The organism is Serinicoccus chungangensis, assembly GCF_001483745.1.
Classification (GTDB): Bacteria; Actinomycetota; Actinomycetes; order Actinomycetales; family Dermatophilaceae; genus Ornithinicoccus; species Ornithinicoccus chungangensis_A.
The window spans coordinates 79,387-104,620 of record NZ_LQBL01000027.1 but is presented as its reverse complement, the minus strand read 5'-3'; the positions used below and the strand labels follow the sequence as shown (position 1 = coordinate 104,620).

The 25,234-nt window shown below is 71.0% G+C and carries 16 protein-coding genes; 6 read left to right on the top strand and 10 right to left on the bottom strand.

Annotated elements, in window-relative coordinates; translation table 11 throughout:
• Window positions 1–5: 5 nt before the first annotated feature.
• Genes uvrC through uvrA form a run of 3 tightly spaced genes read right to left on the bottom strand, consistent with a single transcriptional unit; the run spans window position 6 to window position 5,339 of the window.
• Complete coding sequence (gene uvrC, locus AVL62_RS07530) at window positions 6–1,919, bottom strand: excinuclease ABC subunit UvrC (protein ID WP_058891030.1); 1,914 nt, start codon at window positions 1,917–1,919, stop codon at window positions 6–8.
• On the bottom strand, window positions 1,912–2,391 hold the full coding sequence (locus AVL62_RS07525) for a Rieske (2Fe-2S) protein (RefSeq protein ID WP_083518788.1): 480 nt from the start codon (window positions 2,389–2,391) through the stop codon (window positions 1,912–1,914). The genes uvrC and AVL62_RS07525 overlap by 8 nt, the downstream gene beginning before the upstream one ends.
• A complete protein-coding gene (uvrA, locus tag AVL62_RS07520) occupies window positions 2,388–5,339 on the bottom strand; it encodes an excinuclease ABC subunit UvrA (protein ID WP_058891029.1) in 2,952 nt (983 codons plus the stop codon). Before uvrA ends, AVL62_RS07525 begins: the two co-directional genes overlap by 4 nt.
• A 207-nt stretch (window positions 5,340–5,546) precedes the next feature.
• On the opposite strand from uvrA, the gene gltB reads away from it, so the two are divergent.
• The 4 genes from gltB to AVL62_RS07500 are packed head-to-tail and all read left to right on the top strand — an operon-like array spanning window position 5,547 to window position 13,189.
• Window positions 5,547–10,133: a glutamate synthase large subunit gene (gene gltB / locus AVL62_RS07515; protein WP_201023228.1), complete on the top strand. Its 4,587-nt coding sequence runs from the start codon at window positions 5,547–5,549 to the stop codon at window positions 10,131–10,133.
• Entirely contained in the window at window positions 10,126–11,586 is a 1,461-nt protein-coding gene (locus tag AVL62_RS07510; protein WP_058891028.1) for a glutamate synthase subunit beta, read from the top strand. The genes gltB and AVL62_RS07510 overlap by 8 nt, the downstream gene beginning before the upstream one ends.
• Before the next feature lie 23 nt (window positions 11,587–11,609).
• Window positions 11,610–12,296 (top strand): MBL fold metallo-hydrolase, encoded by a 687-nt coding sequence (locus AVL62_RS07505; protein WP_058891027.1) that lies wholly within the window; start codon window positions 11,610–11,612, stop codon window positions 12,294–12,296.
• Window positions 12,290–13,189, top strand: coding sequence for an EamA family transporter (locus AVL62_RS07500; protein WP_235585589.1), 900 nt, complete (start codon window positions 12,290–12,292; stop codon window positions 13,187–13,189). The genes AVL62_RS07505 and AVL62_RS07500 overlap by 7 nt, the downstream gene beginning before the upstream one ends.
• Before the next feature lie 31 nt (window positions 13,190–13,220).
• Here AVL62_RS07500 and AVL62_RS07495 read toward each other — a convergent pair whose 3' ends face one another.
• The 4 genes from AVL62_RS07495 to rpsA all read right to left on the bottom strand — a co-directional run bounded on the left by AVL62_RS07495 (window position 13,221) and on the right by rpsA (window position 19,981).
• On the bottom strand, window positions 13,221–14,210 hold the full coding sequence (locus AVL62_RS07495) for a TerC family protein (protein ID WP_058891025.1): 990 nt from the start codon (window positions 14,208–14,210) through the stop codon (window positions 13,221–13,223).
• A gap of 159 nt (window positions 14,211–14,369) precedes the next feature.
• Window positions 14,370–16,481, bottom strand: coding sequence for an excinuclease ABC subunit UvrB (uvrB, locus tag AVL62_RS07490; protein WP_058891024.1), 2,112 nt, complete (start codon window positions 16,479–16,481; stop codon window positions 14,370–14,372).
• Between the two features lie 92 nt (window positions 16,482–16,573).
• Window positions 16,574–18,364: a BCCT family transporter gene (locus tag AVL62_RS07485; RefSeq protein ID WP_058891023.1), complete on the bottom strand. Its 1,791-nt coding sequence runs from the start codon at window positions 18,362–18,364 to the stop codon at window positions 16,574–16,576.
• A gap of 153 nt (window positions 18,365–18,517) precedes the next feature.
• Complete coding sequence (rpsA, locus tag AVL62_RS07480) at window positions 18,518–19,981, bottom strand: 30S ribosomal protein S1 (protein ID WP_058891022.1); 1,464 nt, start codon at window positions 19,979–19,981, stop codon at window positions 18,518–18,520.
• A gap of 170 nt (window positions 19,982–20,151) precedes the next feature.
• Here rpsA and AVL62_RS07475 point away from each other — a divergent pair, with 170 nt between their 5' ends.
• Both AVL62_RS07475 and AVL62_RS07470 read left to right on the top strand, forming a co-directional pair.
• Window positions 20,152–20,976, top strand: a complete 825-nt coding sequence (locus tag AVL62_RS07475) for a class I SAM-dependent methyltransferase (RefSeq protein WP_058891021.1) — start codon at window positions 20,152–20,154, stop codon at window positions 20,974–20,976.
• Between the two features lie 106 nt (window positions 20,977–21,082).
• Entirely contained in the window at window positions 21,083–22,435 is a 1,353-nt protein-coding gene (locus tag AVL62_RS07470; RefSeq protein WP_058891020.1) for an ABC transporter substrate-binding protein, read from the top strand.
• A gap of 76 nt (window positions 22,436–22,511) precedes the next feature.
• On the opposite strand, the gene AVL62_RS07465 is transcribed toward AVL62_RS07470, so the two are convergent.
• From AVL62_RS07465 to AVL62_RS07455, 3 genes are all read right to left on the bottom strand, one after another.
• A complete protein-coding gene (locus AVL62_RS07465; RefSeq protein WP_083518808.1) occupies window positions 22,512–23,228 on the bottom strand; it encodes an ABC transporter ATP-binding protein in 717 nt (238 codons plus the stop codon).
• Window positions 23,229–23,314: 86 nt separating this feature from the next.
• A complete protein-coding gene (locus AVL62_RS07460) occupies window positions 23,315–24,244 on the bottom strand; it encodes an ABC transporter ATP-binding protein (protein ID WP_153011713.1) in 930 nt (309 codons plus the stop codon).
• Window positions 24,234–25,223: a branched-chain amino acid ABC transporter permease gene (locus tag AVL62_RS07455; RefSeq protein WP_058891019.1), complete on the bottom strand. Its 990-nt coding sequence runs from the start codon at window positions 25,221–25,223 to the stop codon at window positions 24,234–24,236. The genes AVL62_RS07460 and AVL62_RS07455 overlap by 11 nt, the downstream gene beginning before the upstream one ends.
• Window positions 25,224–25,234: the final 11 nt, after the last annotated feature.

Genomic DNA, 25,234 nt, shown 5'->3' with positions numbered 1-25,234 from the left:
CCGGGTCACTCGAGCACCTCTCCCGTGCTCAGGTTAACCGCAGGCGCGGGCTGCTCGCCGGACAGCCGCTCGTGCACCACGGCGGCCAGGGCCGGGCCGACCCCCGGGACCTCCTGGAGCTGCTCCACGCTGGCGGTACGGACCGCCTTGACGGAGCCGAGGTGGCGCAGCAGGGCCTGCTGGCGCGCAGGACCGAGCCCGGGGATGCCGTCCAGGGCGCTCGTCGTCATGCTGCGGGAGCGTCGCTGCCGGTGGAAGGTGTTGGCGAAGCGGTGCGCCTCGTCCCGCACGCGCTGCAGGAGGTAGAGCGCCTCGCTCGTCCGCGGGAGCACCACCGGGTAGTCCTGGTCGGCGTTCCACACCTCCTCCAGGCGCTTGGCGAGGCCGATGACGGTGACGTCGGCGACCCCCACCTCGGCCAGGGCGCTCTGCGCGGCCCGGACCTGCGGGCGCCCGCCGTCCACGACCACGAGGTTGGGAGGGTAGGCGAACTTCGTCGGCCTGCCCTCCTCGTCGGCACCGGGGGTGGGCGCGGCGGCGAGGTGCCGGAAGCGACGGGTGAGCACCTCGTGCATGGCGGCCGTGTCGTCGCCGGTGCCCGACCGGACGATGAAGCGGCGGTACTCACCCTTGCGGGCCAGCCCGTCCTCGAAGACGACCATGGACCCGACCACGTCGCTGCCCTGGACGTGGCTGATGTCGAAGGACTCGATCCGCAGGGGCGCGTCGTCCAGCTCGAGGACCTCCTGCAGCTCCTGGAGCGCCTGCGAGCGCAGCGTGAGGTCCCCGGAGCGGGCCACCTTGTGCCGCGCCAGCGCCTGCTCGGCGTTGCGCGCGACGGTCTGCATGAGGGTGCGCTTGTCCCCCCTCTGGGGCACCCGCACGCCCACCCGGGCGCCGCGCAGCCCGGTGAGCCACTCCTGCACCTCCTCGTGCCCGTCCGGCAGCATCGGGACCAGGACCTCCCGGGGCACGTCCTCGCCGCGCTCGGCGCCGTAGACCTGCTGGAGCAGGTGCTCGACCACCTCGGGGGTGGACTCGGCCCCCTTCTCGCTCACCCAGCCCCGCTGGCCCCTGATCCGGCCGCCGCGGACGTGGAAGACCTGGACCGCCACCTCCAGCTCGTCCTCGGCCAGGGCGTAGACGTCCGCATCGGTCGCGTCCGACAGCACGACCGCCGAGCGCTCGAGGGCCTTGCGCAGGGCGCCCAGGTCGTCCCGCAACCGGGCGGCCGTCTCGAAGTCCAGGTCGGCCGACGCCTGCCGCATGCGCTCCTCGAGGTCCCGCACGAAGCGGGCGCTGTCACCGGCCATGAAGGCGCAGAAGTCCTCGGCGATGGCGCGGTGCTCCTCCGGGTCGACCCGACCGACGCAGGGCGCGGAGCACTTGTCGATGTAGCCCAGGAGGCAGGGGCGCCCGACCTGCTCGGCCCGCCGGAAGACCCCGGCCGAGCAGGTGCGGACCGGGAACACGCGCAGCAGGGTGTCCATCGTCTCCCGGATCGCCCAGGCGTGGGTGTAGGGACCGAAGTAGCGGGTACCCGGGCGCTTCCGGCCGCGCATGACCTGGGCCCGGGGGAACTCCTCGCCCATGGTGACGGCGAGGTAGGGGTAGGACTTGTCGTCGCGGTACTTGACGTTGAACCGGGGGTCGAACTCCTTGATCCAGGAGTACTCCAGCTGCAGGGCCTCGACCTCGTTGCGGACGACCGTCCACTCCACGCTCGCGCCGGTGGTGACCATCTGCGCGGTCCGCGGGTGCAGCGCGCGGAGGTCCTGGAAGTAGGACGAGAGGCGCGGTCGCAGCGACCGTGCCTTGCCGACGTAGATGACCCGGCCGTGCTGGTCGCGGAACCGGTAGACCCCGGGGTCCGTGGGGATCTCCCCCGGCCGGGGCCGGTAGCTGCGCGGGTCAGCCACTGATGACGACGTCGGCGCCGTCCACCGTGGACGTCAGGGTGGTCAGCCCCTCGGTCGCCGGCCCCTGCACGACGGCACCGTCGGCCAGGGCGAAGGCGCTCCCGTGGCAGGGACAGACGAGCGTGCCGTCCGCACCCGTGGTGGAGACCATGCACCCCTGGTGCGGGCAGGTCGCGTCGTAGGCCACGACCTCACCCTCCGTGGGCTGGGCGACCACGACCTCGGCGTCCTCGACGTAGCGGCTGCCGCCGACCGGGACGTCCGCCAGGGGCACCCTGGTCCCCCCACCGGCCGGCTCCGCCTCGCCCGCGCCGGACGGGTCCGCCTCCTGCCGGCCGCCTCCGCAGGCGGCCAGCGAGCCGGCGACCGCGAGCCCGCCGCCGGCGGCGAGCAGCCGACGCCGGGCGGGCCCGCGCCCGCAGGCCGACGAGCAGGTCGCGTCCGGGTGGCGCTCCTGAGGTGTCCGGGTCATGCGCTGGACCTCCGATCCAGGCCGAGGACGGGTGCGAGGAAACGACCAGTATGGCTCGCGGCGACCCCGGCGACCTGCTCGGGTGTGCCCTCGGCCACCACCTTCCCGCCCCCTCGGCCACCCTCGGGTCCGAGGTCGACGACCCAGTCGGCGGACTTGATGACGTCGAGGTTGTGCTCGATGACCAGGACGGTGTTGCCCTTGTCCACCAGACCCTGCAGCACCCCGAGCAGGCGCCGGATGTCCTCGAAGTGCAGGCCGGTGGTCGGCTCGTCCAGGACGTAGATGGTGCGACCCGTGGACCGCTTCTGCAGCTCGGCGGCGAGCTTGACCCGCTGCGCCTCTCCCCCGGACAACGTCGTGGCGGGCTGCCCCAGACGCACGTAGCCCAGCCCCACCTGCACCAGCGTGGTGAGGTGGCGCGCCAGCACCGGCACCGCGGAGAAGAACTCCGCGGCCTCCTCGATGGGCATCTCCAGCACGTCGGAGATGGTGCGCCCCTTGAAGTGCACCTCCAGCGTCTCCCGGTTGTAGCGCTTGCCCTGGCACACCTCGCAGGGCACGTAGACGTCGGGCAGGAAGTTCATCTCGATCTTCAGCGTGCCGTCACCGGAGCACGCCTCGCAGCGCCCGCCCTTGACGTTGAAGGAGAAGCGCCCGGGCTGGTAGCCGCGCACCTTGGCCTCGGTGGTCGTCGCGAAGAGCTTGCGGATGTGGTCGAACAGCCCGGTGTAGGTGGCCGGGTTGCTGCGGGGCGTCCGCCCGATCGGGCTCTGGTCGACGTGCACGACCTTGTCGAGGTGGTCCAGGCCCTCCACCTTGCGGTGGCGGCCGGGGACGTGACGCGCGCCGTTGAGCTGGTTGGCGAGCACGCGGTAGAGGATGTCGTTGACGAGGGTCGACTTGCCCGACCCGCTGACCCCGGTCACGGCGACCAGGTTGCCCAGCGGGAAGCCCACGTCGACCTGCTGCAGGTTGTGCTCGCGGGCACCCCGCACCACCACGCGTCGTCCGTCCTGCGGACGGCGGTCGGAGGGCGTCTCGATGGCCTGGCGACCGGAGAGGTACTGGCCGGTCAACGAGGTCGGGTGCTGGAGCAGCCCGTCCACGGAGCCGCTGTGCACGACGTGGCCGCCGTGCTCGCCCGCCCCCGGACCGATGTCGACCACCCAGTCCGCCGTGGCGATGGTGTCCTCGTCGTGCTCGACCACGATGAGGGTGTTGCCGAGGTCGCGCAGCCGCGTCAGCGTCTCGATGAGCCGGTGGTTGTCCCGCTGGTGCAACCCGATGCTGGGCTCGTCCAGGACGTAGAGCACCCCGACCAGGCCGGAGCCGATCTGCGTCGCCAGCCGGATCCGCTGCGCCTCCCCGCCGGAGAGCGTCCCCGCCGGTCGGTCGAGGGAGAGGTAGTCCAGACCCACGTCCAGCAGGAAGCCGAGCCGGGCGTCGATCTCCCGGCTGACCTGGCCGGCGATGGCCGCCTCCCGGGCGGTGTAGTCCACCGTGGAGAGGAAGTCCGCGCACTGGTCGAGGGGCATGGCACAGACCTCGGCGATGCTCCGACCCCCCACGAGGATGGCGAGGATCTCCGGCTTGAGGCGGGCCCCCCGGCAGGTCGGGCACGGGACCTCGCGCATGTAGCCCTCGTAGCGCTCCCGGCTGCTCTCCGACTCGGTCTCGGCGTGCTTGCGCTTGACGTAGGGCAGCACCCCCTCGAAGCCGGTGGAGTAGCTGCGCTCCCGGCCGAACCGGTTGCGGTAGCGCACGTGCACCTTGTGCTGGTAGCCCTCGAGGATGGCGTCCCGGGCCCGGCCCGGCAGCTCCTTCCAGGGCACGTCCAGGCGGAAGCCCAGGTCGTCGGACAGCCCCCCGAGCACCCGGAGGAAGTAGTCGCTCAGCCCGGAGGCCGTCGACCACGGCACCAGCGCGCCACCGAGGATGCTGAGGTCCTCGCGCACGACCAGCTCGGGGTCCACCTCCAGCTCGACGCCGATGCCGGTGCAGTCCGGGCAGGCGCCGAACGGGCTGTTGAAGGAGAAGGAGCGCGGCTCCACCTCGTCGATGGACAGCGGGTGGTCGTTGGGGCAGGCCATGCGCTCGGAGAACCGGCGTTCGCGCGGCAGGGCCTCGCCGTCCTGGTCCACGGGTGCCGGGCGGCTCCCGGCGTCGGCATCGTCGGCCGCGACGTCGACGAACTCCGCGACCATGATGCCGCCGGCCAACGACAGGGCGGTCTCCACCGAGTCGGTGAGCCGGCGGGCGTAGGCCCGGTCGGGGGTGCCGGGGTCCGGTCCGTCACCGGCCTTGCTGACGAGGCGGTCGACGACGACGTCGATGCTGTGCTTCTTCTGCTTCTCCAGCGTCGGCGGGTCGGTCAGGGTCACGAGCTCCCCGTCGACCCGGGCACGGGCGAAGCCCTTGGACTGCAGCTCGGCGAACAGGTCGACGAACTCGCCCTTGCGCCCCCGGACCACCGGGGCGAGGAGCTGGTAGCGGACCCCCGTCGGCAGCTGCAGCAGACGGTCCACCACCTGCTGCGGGGTCTGCCGCTCCACCGGCTCCCCGCAGACCGGGCAGTGCGGCCGGCCCACCCGCGCGAAGAGGAGGCGGAGGTAGTCGTAGACCTCGGTGATGGTGCCGACGGTGGACCGCGGGTTGCGGTTGGTCGACTTCTGGTCGATGGAGACCGCCGGTGAGAGACCCTCGATGAAGTCCACGTCGGGCTTGTCCATCTGGCCCAGGAACATCCGGGCGTAGGCGGACAGGGACTCGACGTAGCGGCGCTGCCCCTCGGCGAAGATGGTGTCGAAGGCGAGCGAGGACTTGCCCGACCCCGACAGCCCGGTGAACACCACGAGGGAGTCGCGCGGGATCTCGACCGACACGTCGCGCAGGTTGTGCTCGCGCGCGCCCTGGACGACCAGACGGTCGTGACGAGCGCGTGACACGGCGGGAGCGGGAGAGGAAGATGGCACCCCACCACTGTAGGTCCCGGCACCGACACACCTCTCCTCCGACGGCTTTTCCGCCAGGGCAACTGCATAGGTATGCTGAACCCTGCATGAAACCTTCGCCGGGTCGTCGTCGCCCCGATCGTGTTCTTCCGGCCTGCCGCTCCCGTGGTGGCGCGCCCCGTCCTGAAATCCGGTGATCCCATGACAGAGTCGATCGACCAGACCTCCTCTGCCCTGCGTCCCGTCCCGGGGGCGGCGCCCCAGGGTCTGTACGACGGTGCCCACGAGCACGACAGCTGCGGTGTCGCCTTCGTGGCCACCCTGGACGGGGTCCCCCGCCACGACATCGTCGCCCAGGCGCTCACCGCGCTGCACAACCTGGACCACCGTGGTGCCGTCGGCAGCGAGGAGAACACCGGTGACGGGGCCGGCATCCTCACGCAGCTGCCCGACGCCTTCCTGCGCGAGGTGCTGCCCTTCGAGCTGCCGGAGCCCGGCCGGTACGCCGCGGGCATCGTGTTCCTGCCGGGGCAGGGGCAGACCGACGAGGTCGCGGCGCAGGTGGAGGAGATCGTCGAGGGATCGGGACTGCGGGTGCTCGGCTGGCGCGACGTCCCGGTCGACCCCGGCCTGGTCGGCCCGACCGCGCTCTCGGTCATGCCGGTCATGCGTCAGCTCGTGGTCGCCGCGGGCGAGGCGACCCCGCAGGAGTCCGGTCTGGAGCTGGAGCGCCGCGTCTGGCTGGCCCGCAAGCGGGTCGAGCGGCGCACGCCCGCCTACCCCGTGTCCCTCTCGACGCGGACCATGACCTACAAGGGCATGCTCACCACCGACCAGCTCCCCGCCTACTTCCCGGACCTCACCGACGAGCGCTTCACGAGCGCCCTCGCGGTCGTCCACTCCCGCTTCTCGACCAACACCTTCCCGTCCTGGCCCCTGGCGCACCCCTACCGGGTCATCGCGCACAACGGCGAGATCAACACGGTCAAGGGCAACCGCAACTGGATGAGGGCCCGCCAGTCCGAGCTGCGCAGCGAGCTGTTCCCCGGGGACCTCGCGGACGCGTTGCCGATCTGCACCCCCGACGCCAGCGACTCCGCGACCTTCGACGAGGTGCTGGAGCTGCTGAGCCTCGGCGGGCGCTCCCTCCCCCACGCCGTCCTCATGATGATCCCGGAGTCCTGGGAGAACGACGAGACGATGGACCCCGACGTCCGCGCCTTCTACGAGTTCCACTCCATGCTCATGGAGCCGTGGGACGGGCCGGCCAACCTGGTGTTCACCGACGGCACCCAGGTCGGGGCCGTGCTCGACCGGAACGGGCTGCGCCCCTCCCGGTACTGGGTCACCGACGACGGGCTGGTCGTGCTCGGTTCGGAGTCGGGCCTGCTGCCGATCCCGCCCGAGCGCGTGGTGCGCAAGGGCCGGGTCGCCCCGGGCCGGATGTTCCTGGTCGACCTCGACCGCGGGGAGATCCTGGACGACACCGAGGTGAAGCGGGACTTGGCCGCACGCCAGCCCTACCGCGAGTGGCTCGATGCGGAGCTGGTGCACATGGACTCCCTGCCCACGCAGGTCCACGTGCGGCACACCCATGCGTCCGTGACCCGGCGCCAGCAGATCTTCGGCTACACCGAGGAGGAGCTGCGGATCATCCTGGCCCCGATGGCCCAGGCCGGGGCCGAGCCGCTGGGCGCCATGGGCACCGACACCCCGATCGCCGTGCTGTCCGACCGACCGCGGCTGCTCTTCGACTACTTCGTCGAGGCCTTCGCACAGGTGACCAACCCGCCCCTGGACGCGATCCGGGAGGAGATCGTCACCTCGCTGGAGGCCTCGAGCGGTCCCGAGCCCAACCTGCTCGACGAGACGCCCGCGCACGCGCGGCAGGTCGTCCTGCCCTTCCCCGTCATCGACAACGACCAGCTCGCCAAGCTGCGCCGGATCAACGCCGACGGCGAGCACCCCGGGCTGGACGCCGTGGTCGTCCGCGGGCTCTACCGCGTCGACGGCGGTGCTGCGGCCCTGGAGCAGCGGCTCGAGGAGATCTGCGCCGAGGTCGACGAGGCCATCGCCGGCGGGGCCTTTTTCGTGGTGCTCTCCGACCGGCACGCCGACCGCGAGCGGGCGCCCATACCCTCGCTGCTGCTCACCAGCGCGGTGCACCACCACCTCGTGCGCAACAACACCCGGACGCGGGTCGGGCTCCTCGTCGAGGCCGGCGACGTGCGTGAGACCCACCACGTCGCGCTGCTCGTCGCCTACGGCGCGGCCGCGGTCAACCCCTACCTGGCCATGGAGACCGTCGAGAACCTCTGCTCGGCCGGCCAGCTGCTGGACGGCCTCGACCCGGACGTCGCCATCAGGAACCTCATCAAGGCGCTGGGCAAGGGTGTCCTCAAGGTCATGTCCAAGATGGGCATCTCCACGATCGCCTCCTACCGCGGCGCCCAGACCTTCGAGGCCGTCGGCCTGTCGCAGGACGTCGTCACCCGGTGGTTCACCGGCACGACCAGCCAGATCGACGGGGTGGGTCTGGGGGTCATCGCCGAGGAGGTGGCGCGCCGGCACGCCGTGGCCTACCCGCTGTCCGGCATCCCGCCCTACCACCGCGCGCTCGACATCGGCGGGGAGTACCAGTGGCGTCGCGAGGGCCCCCCGCACCTCTTCAGCCCGGAGGCGGTCTTCCGGCTGCAGCACGCCACCCGGGAGGGTCGCTACGACGTCTTCACCCGCTACACCGACCTCGTCGACGAGCAGTCCGCGAGCCTCATGACCCTGCGGGGGCTGTTCCGGCTGCAGCCGGACCGGGAGCCGATCGACGTCGAGGAGGTCGAGCCGGTCAGCGCGATCGTCAAGCGGTTCGCCACGGGGGCCATGAGCTACGGCTCGATCTCCCAGGAGGCGCACGAGACGCTGGCCGTCGCGATGAACCGGCTGGGCGGCAAGTCCAACACCGGCGAGGGCGGCGAGGACGTGGAGCGGTTGCTGGACCCCGAGCGGCGCTCGGCCATCAAGCAGGTGGCCTCGGGACGCTTCGGCGTCACCTCGCCCTACCTCGTGCACGCCGACGACATCCAGATCAAGATGGCGCAGGGTGCCAAGCCGGGTGAGGGCGGACAGCTGCCGCCGGGCAAGGTCTACCCCTGGGTGGCGAGCACCCGGCACTCCACCCCCGGCGTGGGCCTCATCTCCCCGCCGCCGCACCACGACATCTACTCCATCGAGGACATCAAGCAACTCATCCACGACCTCAAGAACGCCAACCCCCGCGCGCGCATCCACGTCAAGCTGGTGAGCCAGATCGGCGTCGGGACGGTGGCCGCCGGCGTGTCGAAGGCGAAGTCCGACGTCGTGCTCATCTCGGGGCACGACGGGGGCACCGGCGCCAGCCCGCTCACCTCGCTCAAGCACGCGGGCACGCCCTGGGAGCTCGGCCTCGCGGAGACCCAGCAGACGCTGCTGCTCAACGGGCTGCGAGACCGCATCGTGGTCCAGTGCGACGGGCAGCTCAAGACGGGGCGGGACGTCCTCGTCGCGGCCCTCCTGGGCGCAGAGGAGTACGGCTTCGCCACCGCGCCCCTCGTGGTCTCCGGGTGCATCATGATGCGGGTCTGCCACCTCGACACCTGCCCCGTGGGCATCGCCACGCAGAACCCCGAGCTGCGCGAGCGCTACACCGGCAAGGCCGAGTTCGTGGTCACCTTCTTCGAGTTCATCGCCCAGCAGGTGCGGGAGCTGCTCGCGAGCCTGGGGTACCGCTCGATGGACGAGGTCATCGGGCGCAGCGACCTCCTGGACACCTCCCGTGCCGTCGAGCACTGGAAGGCCGACGGGCTGGACCTCTCCCCCGTGCTGCACCTCACCGACCTGCCCGAGGGCGCCTCCCGCCACTGCACCACCACGCAGGAGCACGGCCTGGAGGCGGCGCTGGACAACCAGCTCGTGGAGCTGGCCGGCCCGGCGCTCGCCGACGGCACCCCGGTGGTGGGCTCGTTCCCGATCACCAACGTCAACCGCACGGTGGGCACCCTCCTGGGCCACCACGTCACGGTCTCCGCAGGACCGGAGGGGCTGCCGGACGGCACCATCGACCTCACGCTGACCGGCTCGGCCGGGCAGTCCCTCGGGGCGTTCCTGCCCCGCGGGATCACCCTGCGCCTCGTCGGCGACGCCAACGACTTCGTCGGCAAGGGCCTCTCCGGGGGGCGTATCGTGGTCCGGCCCGAGGAGGGGTCGGCCTTCGTCGCCACCGACCAGGTCGTCGCGGGCAACGTCATCTGCTACGGAGCGACGTCCGGGCAGGTCAACCTGCGCGGTGTCGTGGGTGAGCGGTTCTGCGTCCGCAACTCCGGAGCCACCGCGGTCGTCGAGGGCGTGGGCGACCACGCCCTGGAGTACATGACCGGTGGGCTGGCCCTCATCCTGGGCCGGACCGGCCGCAACCTCGGCGCGGGGATGTCGGGTGGCACCGGCGTCGTCCTGGACCTGGACCGCGGCACGCTCAACCCGCTCGCCGTGGCGGGCGGCGACCTGCTCCTCGCCCCCCTGGCGGAGACCGGGCACGTCGACCACGTGCGAGCGCTGCTCGAGGAGCACGCCGAGCTCACCGGCAGCACGGTCGCCAGCGAGCTGCTGGACGACCCCGACTGGGCTCTCCGGCTCACCGTCGTCACCCCGCGCCAGTACGCCAGCGTGCTGCGCATCCGCCGGGAGGCGGAGGAACGCGGCGACGACCCCAACGGCCCCCACGCTTGGCAGCTCATCCTGGAGGACTCCCATGGCTGACCCCAAAGGCTTCCTGACCCACCGCGAGCGGGAGAACCGGCCCTCACGGCCGGTCCCCGTGCGCATCATGGACTGGGAGGAGGTGCACGGCGAGCAGGAGACCTCGGTCCTGCAGCGGCAGGCCAGCCGGTGCATGGACTGCGGCATCCCCTTCTGCCACACCGGGTGCCCGCTCGGCAACCTCATCCCGGAGTGGAACGACCAGACCCGGCGGGCCAACTTCGCCGAGGCCATCGAGCGCCTGCACGCGACCAACAACTTCCCGGAGTTCACCGGTCGGCTGTGCCCCGCGCCGTGCGAGACCGCCTGCGTGCTCGGCATCAACCAGCCGCCGGTGACGATCAAGCAGATCGAGGTCTCGATCATCGACCGGGCGTTCTCCAACGGCCGCGTCACGCCCCAGGAGCCGGAGTGGCTCAGCGGGAAGACGGTCGCCGTGGTCGGGTCGGGGCCGGCCGGGCTGGCCGCCGCGCAGCAGCTGGGCCGGGCCGGCCACACGGTCGTCGTCTACGAGCGCTCCGACGCGGTCGGCGGGCTGCTGCGCTACGGCATACCGGAGTTCAAGATGGAGAAGTCGGTCCTGGACCGGCGCCTCGTCCAGCTGCGCGCCGAGGGCATCCGGTTCGTCACCGGCGTGACGATCGGGGGTGACGGCCCCGACGACGAGTCCCTGGACCAGCTCCGGGAGCGCTTCGACGCCGTCGTCCTCGCGACCGGGTCGACCGTGCCCCGGATGCTGCAGGTGCCGGGAGCCGAGCTGGACGGCGTCCACCCGGCGATGGACTTCCTCGTGCCCGCCAACAAGGAGGCGCTGGGCGGGCCGCGCGGGATCGACGCCGGCGGCAAGCATGTGGTCATCATCGGCGGCGGCGACACCGGCGCCGACTGCCTCGGGACCGCGCACCGGCACGGGGCGGCCTCGGTCCTGCAGCTGGAGATCATGCCGACCCCGCCGCAGGAGCGGCCCAAGAACCAGCCCTGGCCCACCTACCCCATGCTCTACAAGGTGAGCGAGGCCCACGAGGAGGGTGGGGACCGCACCTACGGCGCGTCCACCGTCGAGGTACTCGGTGACGACGAGGGCCGGGTGCGCGGTCTGGTCATGGTGGACGGCAGGTTCACCGACGGCCGGTTCGTGCCGACCGAGGGCAGCGAGCGGGAGATCCCGGCCGAGCTGGTGCTCCTCGCGATGGGCTTCGTCGGGCCGGACGACCAGGCGGCACCGGAGGAGGTGCTGCCCCGGTCCGCGCGCAACACCTACGAGCGCAACGACGCCTTCGCGACCCCGCTGCCCGGGGTCTTCGCCGCCGGTGACTGCGGCCGCGGGCAGTCCCTCATCGTCTGGGCGATCGCCGAGGGCCGCGCGTGTGCGGCCACGGTCGACCGGTACCTCTCCGGGACCACCACGCTGCCCTCACCGATCAAGGCCACGGACCGGCCGCTGGCCGTGTGAGCCGGCCCGCCTAGACTCGCCGCGTGAAGCCCGAAGACCTGCACGGACACGTCACCCCCGGCGGCGCGAGCTGGACCTACGACCTCGGATCGGTCGTCGTGCGCAAGTGCAGCGTGAGCGAGATGGACAACAACGTCTACCTCATCACCTGCACCGCGACCGGCGAGCGCCTGCTGGTGGACGCCGCGGACGACGTCGAGCGGATCGTCCGCCTGCTCGAGGAGGACGGCCGACGGGGCGGCCACGAGCTCGGGCAGGTCCTCACCACGCACCGGCACTGGGACCACCACCGGGCCCTCCCCGAGCTCGTCCGGCGCACGGGGGCGGCGACCCTGGCCGGGGCGGTCGACGCCGACGACCTGCCGGTGCCGGTCGACCACCGTCTCCGGGACGGGGACACGCTGCGCGTCGGGAACCTGGTCCTGGACGTCGTGCACCTGCGGGGTCACACCCCCGGCTCGGTCGCGCTCGCGCTCAGCACCGCGGCGGACCGCACCACGACCCTGCTCTTCACCGGGGACAGCCTCTTCCCCGGCGGGCCGGGCAGGACCACCTCGGCGCACGACTTCACCGTCCTCATGGACGACCTGGAGGCCCGCGTCTTCGCGGTCTTCGACGACGACGCCCTCGTCCTCCCGGGCCACGGGGACAACACCACCCTGGGCGCCGAGCGCGGCTCGTTGCCGCAGTGGCGCGAACGCGGGTGGTGACGCTCCCCGGTCGTTCCCTGGCCGGGCGCCCGGTCGCCCTCGTCCTCCTCGCGGTCGTCTCCGTCCAGTTCGGCGGGGCCCTGGCGGCCACGCTGCTGCCGATCGTCGGGGTGGTCGGCTCGGTGACGCTGCGCCTGGTGCTGGCGACCGCGGTCCTGTGGCTGTTCGTGCGGCCCCGGCTCCGGGGCCGCAGCGCCGCCGACTGGTCGGTGGTCGGGCTGTTCGCCGTGGCCCTCACCACCATGAACCTCGCGTTCTACGGCTCGCTGGCCAGACTGCCGATCGGGGTGGCCGTGACCATCGAGTTCCTGGGCCCGCTGGCCCTCGCGGCCGTGCTCTCGCGACGCGTGCGCGACGGCGCGGCGGTGCTGGCGGCCCTGCTCGGCGTGACGCTCATCTCCGGGGCGCTGACCACCCCCTGGGCCGAGCTGGACCTCGTGGGCATCCTGCTGGCTGCCTCCGCCGGCGCCTGCTGGGCCGCCTATATCGTCCTGAGCCGCCGTACCGGCGCACGGTTCGCCGGGCTCGACGGCATCGCGATCTGCATGGCTCTCGGCGCGGTGGTCATGCTGCCGGTCGGTCTGCTCACGGCCGGGACGGACCTGTGGTCGGCCGACGTCCTCCTGCGCGGGCTCGGGATCGCCCTGCTCTCCTCGGCCGTGCCCTACAGCCTGGAGCTGCTGGCGCTGCGCCGTCTGCGCTCCGGGACCTTCGGCGTCCTGCTCAGCCTAGAGCCTGCGGCGGCCGCCCTGGCGGGCCTGCTCGTGCTCGGCCAGGTGCTCTCCGCGCCTCAGCTGGTCGGCATGGTGCTCGTGGTGACGGCGAGCATCGTCGTGCTCGGCCGTCCGCGCGCGGGTGAGCCGTTGCCGGACGCGTCGCCCAGCGGGAGGTGACCCATCCGGCCCTGGCGCTGGGTCGACGACATCACGCATCGATGGTGCGGCGGTCCGATCGGGACTTCACCAGGCTCGCGACCGTGGTCACGGCGAGGATGACGACGATGACGACGAGCGATGGCACCGGTGCGATCTCGGGAATCGCGTGGACCGGTTCCCCACCGTTGATGAAGGCCAGTTCGTTCTCGTGCAGGGCGTGGATGAGCAGCTTGGCGCTGATGAAGGCCAGGATCGCCGCCAGCCCGTAGTGCAGGTAGACCAGACGGTCGAGCAGTCCGCCCACGAGGAAGTAGAGCTGTCGCAGGCCGAGCAGCGAGAAGGCGTTGGCCGCGAAGACCAGGAAGACCTCTTGGGTGATGCCGAAGATCGCCGGGATCGAGTCGACCGCGAACAGGATGTCCGCGCTGCCGATCGCCACCATGACGATCAGCATGGGTGTGATCATCAGGCGCCCGTCCACACGCACCATCATCTTCCCCTCGACATAGGTCTCGGTGGTCGGCAGGACGCGCCGGGTGAGCCGAGTGATGCCGTTCTCGTGGTACTCCTCGTCCTCCGGCTTCGCGGCGGCGCGCAGCTGTGCGATCGCCGTCCACAGGAGGAAGAGGCCGAAGATGTAGAAGATCCAGGCGAAGGCACTGACGAACGCCGCACCGAGGAAGATGAAGACGGTGCGCAGGACCAGAGCGATGATGATCCCGATGAACAGGACCTTCTGCTGGTAGACCCGAGGAACCGCGAAGCTGTTCATGATGAGGACGAAGACGAACAGGTTGTCGACCGACAAGCTCTTCTCGGTGAGGAAGCCCGCGTAGTACTGGATCGCGAACTCGCCCCCGCCCTGCCAGAGCACCACCAGCCCGAAGAGCAGTCCGATGCCGACGTAGGCCACCGACCAGGCCGTTGCCTCGCGCAGGGTCGGTGCGTGCGGGGTGCGGACATGTCCGACGAGGTCGACGGTGAGCATGACGAGGACCAGCCCGACCGTGGCGATCCAGAGTCCGGCGGGTACATCCATCGCAACCTCCCGAGATGAGTGGTGTCTGGCGGAGCTTGCTCCGCCCCGACGGTCCAGACTAGTCAGCCGAGCGCGCGGCCGGTCCACGGCGTGACGATAGGTCGGCCAGCAGGAGTACGTCCGCCGTCACCGATCACCCTGGCGGCGCCAGGCGGACGGTCAGCCGGTGGCTTCGCGCATCTGACGCAGCTCCTTCTTGAGGTCACCGATCTCGTCCCGGAGGCGGGCCGCCAGCTCGAAGTGCAGGTCGGTGGCCGCCTGGTGCATCTGCTCGGTGAGCTCGTGGATGAGATCGGCCAGCTCGGTCGCCGGCAGCTGCTCCCCGGCCCGGCGCTCCACCGCACCGGTACCGACGACGGACGCGGCCGCTCGACCCCGGCCGCCGCTCTTGCCGCGGGACTGGCTGCGCCCGCTGCCCATGAGGGTCTCGGTGTCGGCGTCCTCGCGCTCGAGCATGTCGGTGATGTCGGCGATCCGCTTGCGCAGCGGGGTCGGGTCGATGCCCTGGGCGGCGTTGTAGGTCAGCTGCTTGTCCCGGCGCCGGTTGGTCTCCTCGATGGCCTGCTCCATCGACGGGGTGATGGTGTCGGCATACATGTGCACCTGACCCGAAACGTTGCGGGCGGCCCGGCCGATGGTCTGGATGAGCGACCGGGCGGAGCGCAGGAAGCCCTCCTTGTCGGCGTCCAGGATGCTCACCAAGGACACCTCCGGCAGGTCGAGACCCTCGCGCAGCAGGTTGATGCCCACCAGCACGTCGTACTCGCCGAGGCGCAGCTCGCGCAGCAGCTCGACCCGGCGCAGGGTGTCCACCTCGGAGTGCAGGTAGCGCACCCGGACCCCCTTGTCGAGCAGGTAGTCGGTGAGGTCCTCGGCCATCTTCTTGGTCAGCGTGGTCACCAGCACCCGCTCGTCGCGCGCCGTACGCTCCCCCACCTCGTGCAGCAGGTCGTCGATCTGGCCCTTGGTGGGCTTGAGGACGACCTGCGGGTCGACCAGCCCGGTCGGGCGGATGATCTGCTCGACGTAGCCCTCGCTCTTGGCCATCTCGTAGTCCCCGGGGGTGGCGGACAGGTAGACCGTCTGGCCGATCCGTTCCAGGAACTCCTCCCACTTCAGCGGGCGGTTGTCCATGGCGCTGGGCAGACGGAACCCGTGGTCGACGAGGGTGCGCTTGCGCGACATGTCCCCCTCGTACATCGCACCGATCTGCGGCACGGTGACGTGCGACTCGTCCAGGACGAGGAGGAAGTCCTCCGGGAAGTAGTCGAGCAGGCAGTTCGGGGCCGACCCCGAGGACCGCCCGTCGATGTGCCGGGAGTAGTTCTCGATGCCGGAGCAGGACCCGACCTGGCGCATCATCTCGATGTCGTAGGTGGTCCGCATCCGCAGCCGCTGCGCCTCCAGGAGCTTGCCCTGCTTCTCAAAGGTCTCCAGCTGGGTCGCGAGCTCGGCCTCGATGCTGCCGATCGCGCGCTCCATCCGCTCCGGCCCGGCGACGTAGTGGGAGGCCGGGAAGACATACATCTCCTGCTCCTCACGCACCACCTCCCCGGTCAGCGGGTTGAGGGTGTAGAGCCGGTCGATCTCGTCCCCGAAGAACTCGATCCGCACCGCGAGCTCCTCGTACTGCGGGATGATCTCGACGGTGTCCCCGCGCACCCGGAACGTCCCGCGGGAGAACGCCATGTCGTTGCGGGTGTACTGCATGGTGACGAACCGGCGCAGCAGCTCGTCGCGCTCCACCGTCTCCCCCACCCGGAGCCGTTCCATGCGGTCGACGTACTCCTGCGGGGTGCCGAGCCCGTAGATGCAGGACACCGACGCGACCACGACGACGTCCCGGCGGGTGAGCAGGGAGTTGGTGGCCGAGTGGCGAAGCCGCTCCACCTCGTCGTTGATGGAGGAGTCCTTCTCGATGTAGGTGTCCGTCTGCGGGACGTAGGCCTCGGGCTGGTAGTAGTCGTAGTAGCTCACGAAGTACTCCACCGCGTTGTGCGGCAGCAGCTCCTTGAACTCGTTGGCCAGCTGCGCGGCCAGCGTCTTGTTGGGCGCCATGACCAGCGTCGGGCGCTGCACCTGCTCGATCATCCACGCGGTCGTCGCCGACTTCCCGGTGCCGGTGGCGCCCAGCAGGACGATGTCCTCCTCCCCCGCCTGCACCCTGCTGGCCAGCTCCGCGATCGCCGTGGGCTGGTCCCCGCTGGGGCTGAACTCGGAGACGACGCGGAACGGGTTGACCGTGCGCTGGAGGTCGGTGGTCGGACGCATGCCTCTACGGTAGTCCTCGGGACTGACAAGAGTGGCCCGGCCGATCGGCCGGGCCACCCTTCGTCGTCGCCGACGTCGCTCAGGGAAGCGCGCTAGTCGCGCCTGCCGTCCGCCGCCGGCGCCTTCTTCTGCCGTCCGGACCGCCAGGACACGCCGTGGGTCCGCGACAGGGCGTAGTCGATGCGGTCGTCGACCTTGGGACCGAAGACGTCGTCGAAGTTCTCGTGAATCTCACCCGTCAGCTCGCGCCGCCGCATGCGCAGCTCCGCCTGGGTGATGGTGCGGTGCTCGGCGGACAGCGCCTTGTAGAGGGAGATGGCGATGAGCACCATGACGATCGCGAACGGGAAGCCGGTCGCGACGGACCCCGCCTGCAGGGCGCTCAGGCCGGCCGAGCCGCCGGCCAGCAGCAGGCCGATGGCCAGCAGGCCCTCCAGCCCGGCCCAGAGCACGCGGCTCCAGGTCGGGGGGTCCGGATGGCCACCGGAGGCGAGCATGTCCACGACCAGCGAGCCGGAGTCGGAGGAGGTCACGAAGAAGATGACGACCAGGATGATCGCGATCCCGGACAGGACCGTGCCCAACGGCAGGGTGTTCAGGGTGTCGAACAGTGCAGCCTCCGCCGTCACCCCGTCCTCGCCGACGAGGTCGCCGACCTCGATCTGCCGCATGATGGCGGTGCCGCCCATGACGGTGAACCACACGAAGCTGGCCAGCGTCGGCACGAGCAGGGCACCGGTGACGAACTCCCGAACCGTACGCCCACGGGAGATGCGGGCGATGAAGACACCGACGAAGGGCGCCCAGGAGATCCACCAGCCCCAGTAGAAGATGGTCCATCCGCTGGCCCAGCTGATCCCCTCCTCACCGCTGTAGGCGAAGCCCTCGAAGGTGAGCGGGATGATGCTGGCCGCGTACGCGCCCAACGACTGGACGAAGTCGCGGGCAAGGAAGAGCGTGGGTCCCAGGAGCAGGACCGCGAGGAGGAAGATGCCGGCCAGGACGAGGTTGCCGTTCGAGAGGTAGCGGATGCCCTTGCCGACCCCGCTCACCACGGAGACCACGGCGATCGCCGTGATGCCGACGATGAGGACGACCAGCAGCAGGTTGCTGCTCTCGTCCACGATCCCGAGCTCGCTCAGCCCGGTGGCCACCTGGGTCACCCCGAGCCCCAGCGAGGTCGCGACCCCGAACACGGTGCCGACGATCGCCAGGATATCCACGACGTCACCGAGGGTCCCCTTCACGCGGTCGCCGAAGAGCGGCTCGAGCGCCCAGCGGATGGAGACGGGACGTCCCTTGCGGTGGATGGCGTAGGCCAGGGACAGGCCGATGATGACGTAGACCGACCAGGGGTGGAACCCCCAGTGCATGAAGGTCTGGGCCATGGCGCGCTCGGCCAGCTCGGCGTTCGAGGCGTCAGGCGACACCCCGGGCGGCGGGGAGGTGAAGAACGTCAGGGGCTCGGCCACGCCGTAGAAGACCAGGCCGATGCCCATGCCGGCCGCGAAGAGCATGGCGAACCACGACATGAGCCCGAACTCGGCCTCCTCCCCGTCCCGGCCCAGCGTGATGTCACCGAACCGGCTGAAGGCCAGGAACAGGGCGAACACCACGAAGCCGGCGATGGCGAGGGTGTAGAACCAGCCGAAGTTCGTGACGATCCCGCTCTGGATGCTGTTCCAGAGGTCTCCGGCGGTGTCGGTGAAGACGGCGGAGAACACCGCGACGATCGCCACGAGCGCCAGCGCGGGCCAGAACACCCTGGGGGCCACCCCCCCGGGCCCCAGCTTCACGCCGTGGCGCAGCAGCTGCTGCTCCACGGACGAGGTCTCCGGACCGGGCGGCGGGGCCTGGTCCGTCTGTGCAGCGTTGTCGTCCATGATCTCCGGTTTCGTCGACGTCGTACAGGGGTCGTGTCAGTGCGCGATCTCGGCCGTGGCACCGTATCATCCGCTCGCCGACGGCCCGGGGGCAGACGACGACGGTCCGCCCTGCCGAGCGGCAGGGCGGACCGTCGTCTTGGGGACCGAGGGTCAGTTCCCGGTGAGCTTCTCCCGCAGCGCGGCCAGCGCCTCGTCCGAGGCGAGGGTGCCCGCGCCGTCGTCGGAGCCGGTGGTGTTGTCCGAGGAGTATGACGTGGACGCCGGGGCGACCTCGACGCCGGCCGAGGAGTCGGCCTCGGACGCGGCCTCGACCTGCGCCTTGTGCGCCTCCCAGCGGGCGTGGGCGTCGGCGTACTCCTTCTCCCACTTCTCCCGCTGCTCCTCGTGCCCCTCGAGCCACTCGTTGGTCTCGGGGTCGAAGCCCTCGGGGTACTTGTAGTTGCCCTGCTCGTCGTACTCGGCAGCCATGCCGTACAGCGTCGGGTCGAACTCGTTGGCGACCGCGTCGTTGGCCTGCTTGAGCGACAGCGAGATGCGGCGGCGCTCCAGGTCGATGTCGATGACCTTGACGAACACCTCGGCGCCGACGGTGACGATCTGCTCGGGCAGCTCCACGTGGCGCTCGGCCAGCTCGGAGATGTGCACGAGGCCCTCGATGCCGTCCTCGACGCGCACGAAGGCGCCGAAGGGGACCAGCTTGGTGACCTTGCCGGGCACGACCTGGCCGATCGCGTGCGTGCGGGCGAAGGTCTGCCACGGGTCCTCGAGGGTCGCCTTAAGCGAGAGCGAGACCCGCTCGCGGTCCATGTCGACGTCCAGGACCTCGACGGTGACCTCGTCTCCGACCTCGACGACCTCACCCGGGTGGTCGATGTGCTTCCAGGACAGCTCGGACACGTGCACGAGGCCGTCCACCCCGCCACCCAGGTCGACGAAGGCGCCGAAGTTCACGATGCTGCTGACCACCCCGGAGCGGACCTGGCCCTTGGCCAGCTCCTTGAGGAAGGTGGTGCGCACCTCGGACTGGGTCTGCTCCAGCCAGGCGCGGCGCGACAGGACCACGTTGTTGCGGTTCTTGTCCAGCTCGATGATCTTGGCCTCGATCTCCTTGCCGACGTAGGGCTGGAGGTCGCGGACGCGGCGCATCTCGACGAGCGAGGCGGGCAGGAAGCCGCGCAGACCGATGTCGAGGATGAGACCGCCCTTGACGACCTCGATGACGGTGCCGGTGACGACGCCGTCCTCCTCCTTGATCTGCTCGATCGAGCCCCAGGCGCGCTCGTACTGGGCGCGCTTCTTGGACAGGATCAGGCGGCCCTCCTTGTCCTCCTTCTGGAGGACCAGGGCCTCGACCTCGTCGCCGACGGTGACGACCTCGGAGGGGTCGACGTCGTGCTTGATGGCGAGCTCACGGGAGGGGATGACCCCCTCGGTCTTGTAGCCGATGTCGAGCAGGACCTCGTCGCGGTCGACCTTGACGATCACTCCCTCGACGATGTCGCCGTCGTTGAAGTTCTTGATCGTGGCGTCGATGGCCGCGAGCAGTTCCTCCTCAGAGCCGATGTCGTTGACGGCGATCTGGGAGGTGGCCTTCTCGGCCGTGGTGGCAGTCATGTAGTAGGGACTCCGATTGTGGACACGATGTATGGATGGATGTGCGTGTCCGCCGCGTCGTGACCGAGGACTCCGGGAGCTGGACGCTCCCGGGCACCACGAGGACGCATGACGAACCCTGACAGCCTATCGGTGCACCTCAGGCAGGTCAAAGCGCGCATCATGGGGTCATGGACCACCCGGGCCCCCCGACCTCCCCCGACCGCGCCGTGCGACGGCGGGCCACGCACGAGGAGTCCGCCCGCGCGGTCCGGACGTGGTGGGACGCCGAGGCCGACCGGTACTACGACGAGCACGGGGTGGACCTGGGCGACGCCGAGCTCACGTGGGGCCCCGAGGGCTGGACGGAACGGGAGCTGGGCCTCCTGGGCGGGCTGCGGGGGCAGGACGTCCTCGAGGTCGGGGCGGGTGCGGCGCAGGGAGGACGGTGGTGCGCCGCCCAGGGGGCCAGGGTGGTCAGCACCGACCTCAGCGCGGGGATGCTGCAGGTCGGGCGCGGGATCGACGCCCGGTCCGCCGGTCCGGCCCCGCAGGGGTATGCCCAGTGCGACGGGGCCAGGCTGCCCTTCGCGGACGCGTGCGTGGACCTGGTGGTCACAGCCCACGGGGTGCTGGCCTTCGTGCCGGACGCCGACGCGGTGCTGCGGGAGTGGGCCCGGGTCGTCCGCCCCGGAGGTCGGGTGGTCTTCTCGCTCCCGCACCCGTTCCGGTGGGTCTTCCCCGACCTCCCCGGCCCCGAGGGGCTCGTCGCGAGGTACCCGTACTCCACCGACGAGGCCTACGTCGAGGAGACCGAGGACGGGACGGCGACCTACACCGAGCACCACCGCACGGTGGGCGACCTCGTCCGCGCGGTCCACGGCGCCGGCCTCGTCCTCGTCGACCTCGTCGAGCCCGGATGGCCCCCGGGGCTGGAGCGGGAGTGGGGCGGGTGGGGGCCGGTCCGCGGTCGCCTCCTGCCCGGGACCGCCATCCTCGTGGCCCATCGGCCCTGATCAGGTCACAGTTTGGTGACGATGCGCACGACGGTGGGTGGCGCGTCCTAGGGTGAGATCCCGTGGACGGGGCAACGATGCCCCCCGAACACCAGAGAGGTGACACATGCGTGTGAAGACGCACCTGAGGAGCGTGGCCGCCCTGTCGGCCCTGGCCATGCTCGCAGCCTGCGGCGGCGACGCCGCCGACGAGACCGCGACCGAGGAGACCGCTGCGGAGGACACCGCCGCGGAGGAGGACGAGGGGGACGGCTCCTCCGACGAGTCGATGGAGACCGAGGAGGAGTCCGCCGGGGGTGACGGCAACACCTCGGACACCTTCACCTTCGGCTACGTGCTCCCCGAGACCGGCCAGCTGGCCTTCCTCGGCCCGCCCCAGATCGAGGCCCTGAGTCTGGCGATCGAGGACATCAACGCCGCCGGCGGCGTCCTCGGCCAGGAGGTACCGGCCCCCGTGGCCGGTGACGAGGCGGGGCAGGAGGCCGCCGCCCAGCAGGCTGCGGACCGCATCCTCGCCGAGCAGCCCAGCGCCATCGTCGGCGCTGCCGCGTCCGGGATGTCCCTCGCCATCATCGACCGGGTCACCGGGGCCAACGTCATGCAGTGCTCCGGCTCCAACACCGCCCCGACGTTCACCGACTACGAGGACGACGGGCTCTACATCCGGACCGCTCCCTCGGACGCGCTGCAGGGGCCGGTGCTCGCCAACACCATCGTCAACGACGGCTACAGCAACGTCGCGATCGTCGCCCGGGCGGACGACTACGGCTCGGGTCTGGCCGAGGCCACCGCCACCGCGCTGGAGAACGCCGGGGCGACCGTGGCGCTCAACGAGACCTACGACCCGCTGGCCCGTGAGTTCAACGCCGTCGTGTCCTCGGTGGAGGCGGCCCAGCCGGATGCCGTGGTCGTCATCGCCTTCGAGGAGGGAGGCCAGATCCTCCAGGGCATGTTCGAGGCCGGCCTGACGCCCGACACCGTCGGCGTCTACGGCGCCGACGGACTGCGCTCGGCCGACCTCGGCAGCATCGTCAACGAGTCGGACCCCAGCGTCATCGCCGGGATGAAGGGGACGGCGCCGGCCTCGGCCGACAACCCGGACTTCATCTCCCGGCTGCAGGAGTTCGCGCCCGACCTGGAGGAGACCCAGTTCGCCCCGCAGGTCTACGACTGCGCCGTCACCATGGCCCTGGCGGCCGTGGCGGCCGACTCCGTGAACGCCGCGGACTTCAAGGCCGAGGTCAACGGGGTGACGAGCGAGGGCACCGAGTGCACCTCCTACGAGGAGTGCCTGGGCCTGCTGGAGGACGGCGAGGACATCGACTACAACGGTGCGAGCGGCCCGCTGGACTTCACCGACGCCGGTGAGCCCGGGACCGCCACCATCGAGGTCTACGAGTTCGACGACGCGGGCGAGCTGCAGTCGCTCGAGACGGTCGAGGCCAACCCCGCCGAGTGAGCGCCGTGGTGGCCGGGTGCGCGCACCCGGCCACCACCGGTCGCCACCGGCGACCGCCGGGCCGCGTCGGCCGCTCTCAGCCGTCGACGCGCGCCAGGGTGCCGAGGTAGAGCTCGATGACCTTGGGGTCGCGGGCCAGCTCGGCACCCGTCCCCGTGTAGGCGTCCTGACCCTGGTCGAGCACGTAGGCGCGGTCGGAGATCTCCAGGCACTGGCGGGCGTTCTGCTCCACCATGAGCACCGACACCCCCGACTCGTTGATCCGCGCGACGGCCTCGAACACCGAGTCCTGCATGAGGGGCGACAGGCCGGCGGACGGCTCGTCGAGGAAGAGGACGTGCGGGCCGGTCATGAGGGCCCGTCCCATGGCGACCACCTGCCGCTCACCACCGGAGAGCGAACCGGCTCGCTGGGACCGGCGGTCGGCGAGCAAGGGGTAGAGGTCGCTCACCTCGCCGAAGCGCGCGGCATACTCCTTGGGCCGGAGGTAGAGGCCCATCTGGAGGTTCTCCTCCACGGTCAGCGAGGGGAAGACGTTGTTGTTCTGCGGCACGTAGCCCAGGCCGTCGGCCACGAGCTTGTGGGCCGGGCGACCGGTGATGTCCGTGCCCTGGAGCAGGACCTGGCCCGAGCGGATCGGGACCAGCCCGAACATCGCCTTGATGAGGGTGGACTTCCCGGCGCCGTTGGGACCGATGATGCCGACGAGCTCCCCGGTCCGGACCTCGACCGTGCACCCCCGCAGGATGTCGACGTCCGGGATGTACCCGGCGACGAGCTGCTCGGTCCACAGGACCCGCTCCGCACGCGGCGCGGGGGCGTCCGGCGGACGCTCCGCGTCGGCGTCCTCGCGCGGGTGCTCCGGTCGCACGTCCTCGCTCACGTCTGGTCCTCCTGGAGGGAGCGGTGGGTGCCGAGGTAGGCGTCGATGACCGCGGTGTCCCTGCGGATGTCGTCCGGGCGGCCCTCGGCGATGACCTTGCCCTGGGCGAAGCAGACCACCCAGTCGCTGATCGACATGATGACGTCCATGTCGTGCTCGACGAGGACGATGGTCATGCCCTCGTCCCGCAGGGCCTCGATGTGGCCCAGCAGCGACTGGGTGAGGGCGGGGTTGACCCCGGCCATGGGCTCGTCGAGCAGGATCATGTCCGGCTGCACCATGAGGGCCCGCGCCATCTCGAGCAGCTTGCGCTGCCCCCCGGACATGGTGCCGGCGAACTCGTCGCGCATGTGGCTGAGGTTGAACCGTGCCAGCAGCTCCTCGGCCCGCTCGCGGATCCCCGCCTCCTGCGCGGCCCAGGCCGGGCGCAGCAACGAGGTCAGCAGACGTTCGCCGCGCTGCCCCGTCGCCCCCAGCATGAGGTTCTCCAGGCTGGTGAGCCGGGTCAGGGCCTTGGTCAGCTGGAAGGTCCGGACCATGCCGTGCCGCGCGATGCGGAAGGACGGGGCGCCGCTGATGTCCCTGCCGTCGAAGGACCAGCGGCCCGAGTTGGGCCTGTCGAACCCGGTGATGAGGTTGAAGAAGGTGGACTTGCCGGCGCCGTTGGGACCGATGAGCGCGGTGATGGTGCCGCGCTGGATCTCCAGGTGCTCCACCTCGACCGCCCGGACACCGCCGAAGTGACGGGACATGTCGTCCGCCACCAGGATCGCGTCCGGCTTGGCGACACCGGGGACGTTGGCGACGCCCGCCAGCGCCGCGGCCGCGCGCCGGGCCCCCACCGAGGGGGCGTCCTCGCGCTCCTGCTCCTGCTCGTGGACGGACTCGCGCTGGGCGAGGAGGTCCTCGTGGCGGTCATCGGACATCGAGACGCAGCTCCTTCTGGTTGCCGATGAGCCCCGCGGGCCGGAACACCATGAGGAGCATGAGCCCCAGGCCGACGGCCGCGAAGCGCACGGCGCCGATGTCGCTCGGGGCCAGCAGGCTGCCGGGGATCCAGCCCGCCGACATGGCGCCGCGGAGGAAGGCGTCGAGGAAGGTGAGCAGAAACCAGAAGACGATGGAGCCCAGGATCGGCCCGAGGACCCGGCTCGCCCCGCCCAGGATCATGATCGTCCACAGGTAGAAGGTGATGATCGGGATGAAGGCGTCGGGGGTGATCGCCTGGCTGTTGATCGCCAGCAACGACCCTGCCAGCGCCCCGAGCACGCCGCCGAGGACGAGGGCCTGCATCTTGTAGGCGAAGACGTTCTTGCCCAGGCTGCGGGCCGCGTCCTCGTCCTCCCGGACCGCACGCAGCACGCGGCCCCACGGGCTGTGCACGAGCAGCCACACCAGCCCGGCGGCGAGGAAGGTGATGCCCCAGGCCACGGTCATCAGCCACAGGGCCCGCTCGTTGAAGCGCAGCGGTCCCAGCTCCAGCGGGGCGGTGTAGGGGTTGACGGCGTAGAACTCGCCGGCGAACTGCACGAGCCCGAAGACGCCGCCGGTCACGGGCTCGGCGAACGAGGAGCGGTAGAGGTAGCGCAGGACCTCGGCGGCGGCGATGGTGGCGATGGCGAGGTAGTCGCCCCGCAGCCGCAGCGTGGGGATCCCGAGGACGAGCGCCAGGACGACGGCGCAGGCCATCCCGACGAGCACGCCGGCCCACAGCGGCGCGTCGAAGGACAGCACCGAGATGGCCGTGCCGTAGGCGCCGACGAGCATGAAGCCCACCTGGCCGAAGTTGAGCAGCCCGGTGTAGCCGAAGTGGATGTTGAGCCCGATCGCGGCCAGGGCGTAGATCGCGGCCTCGGGGCCGAGCGCGCCGCGGACCGCGACCGAGAGCACTGCCAGGACGTCCATCGTTCCCCTCC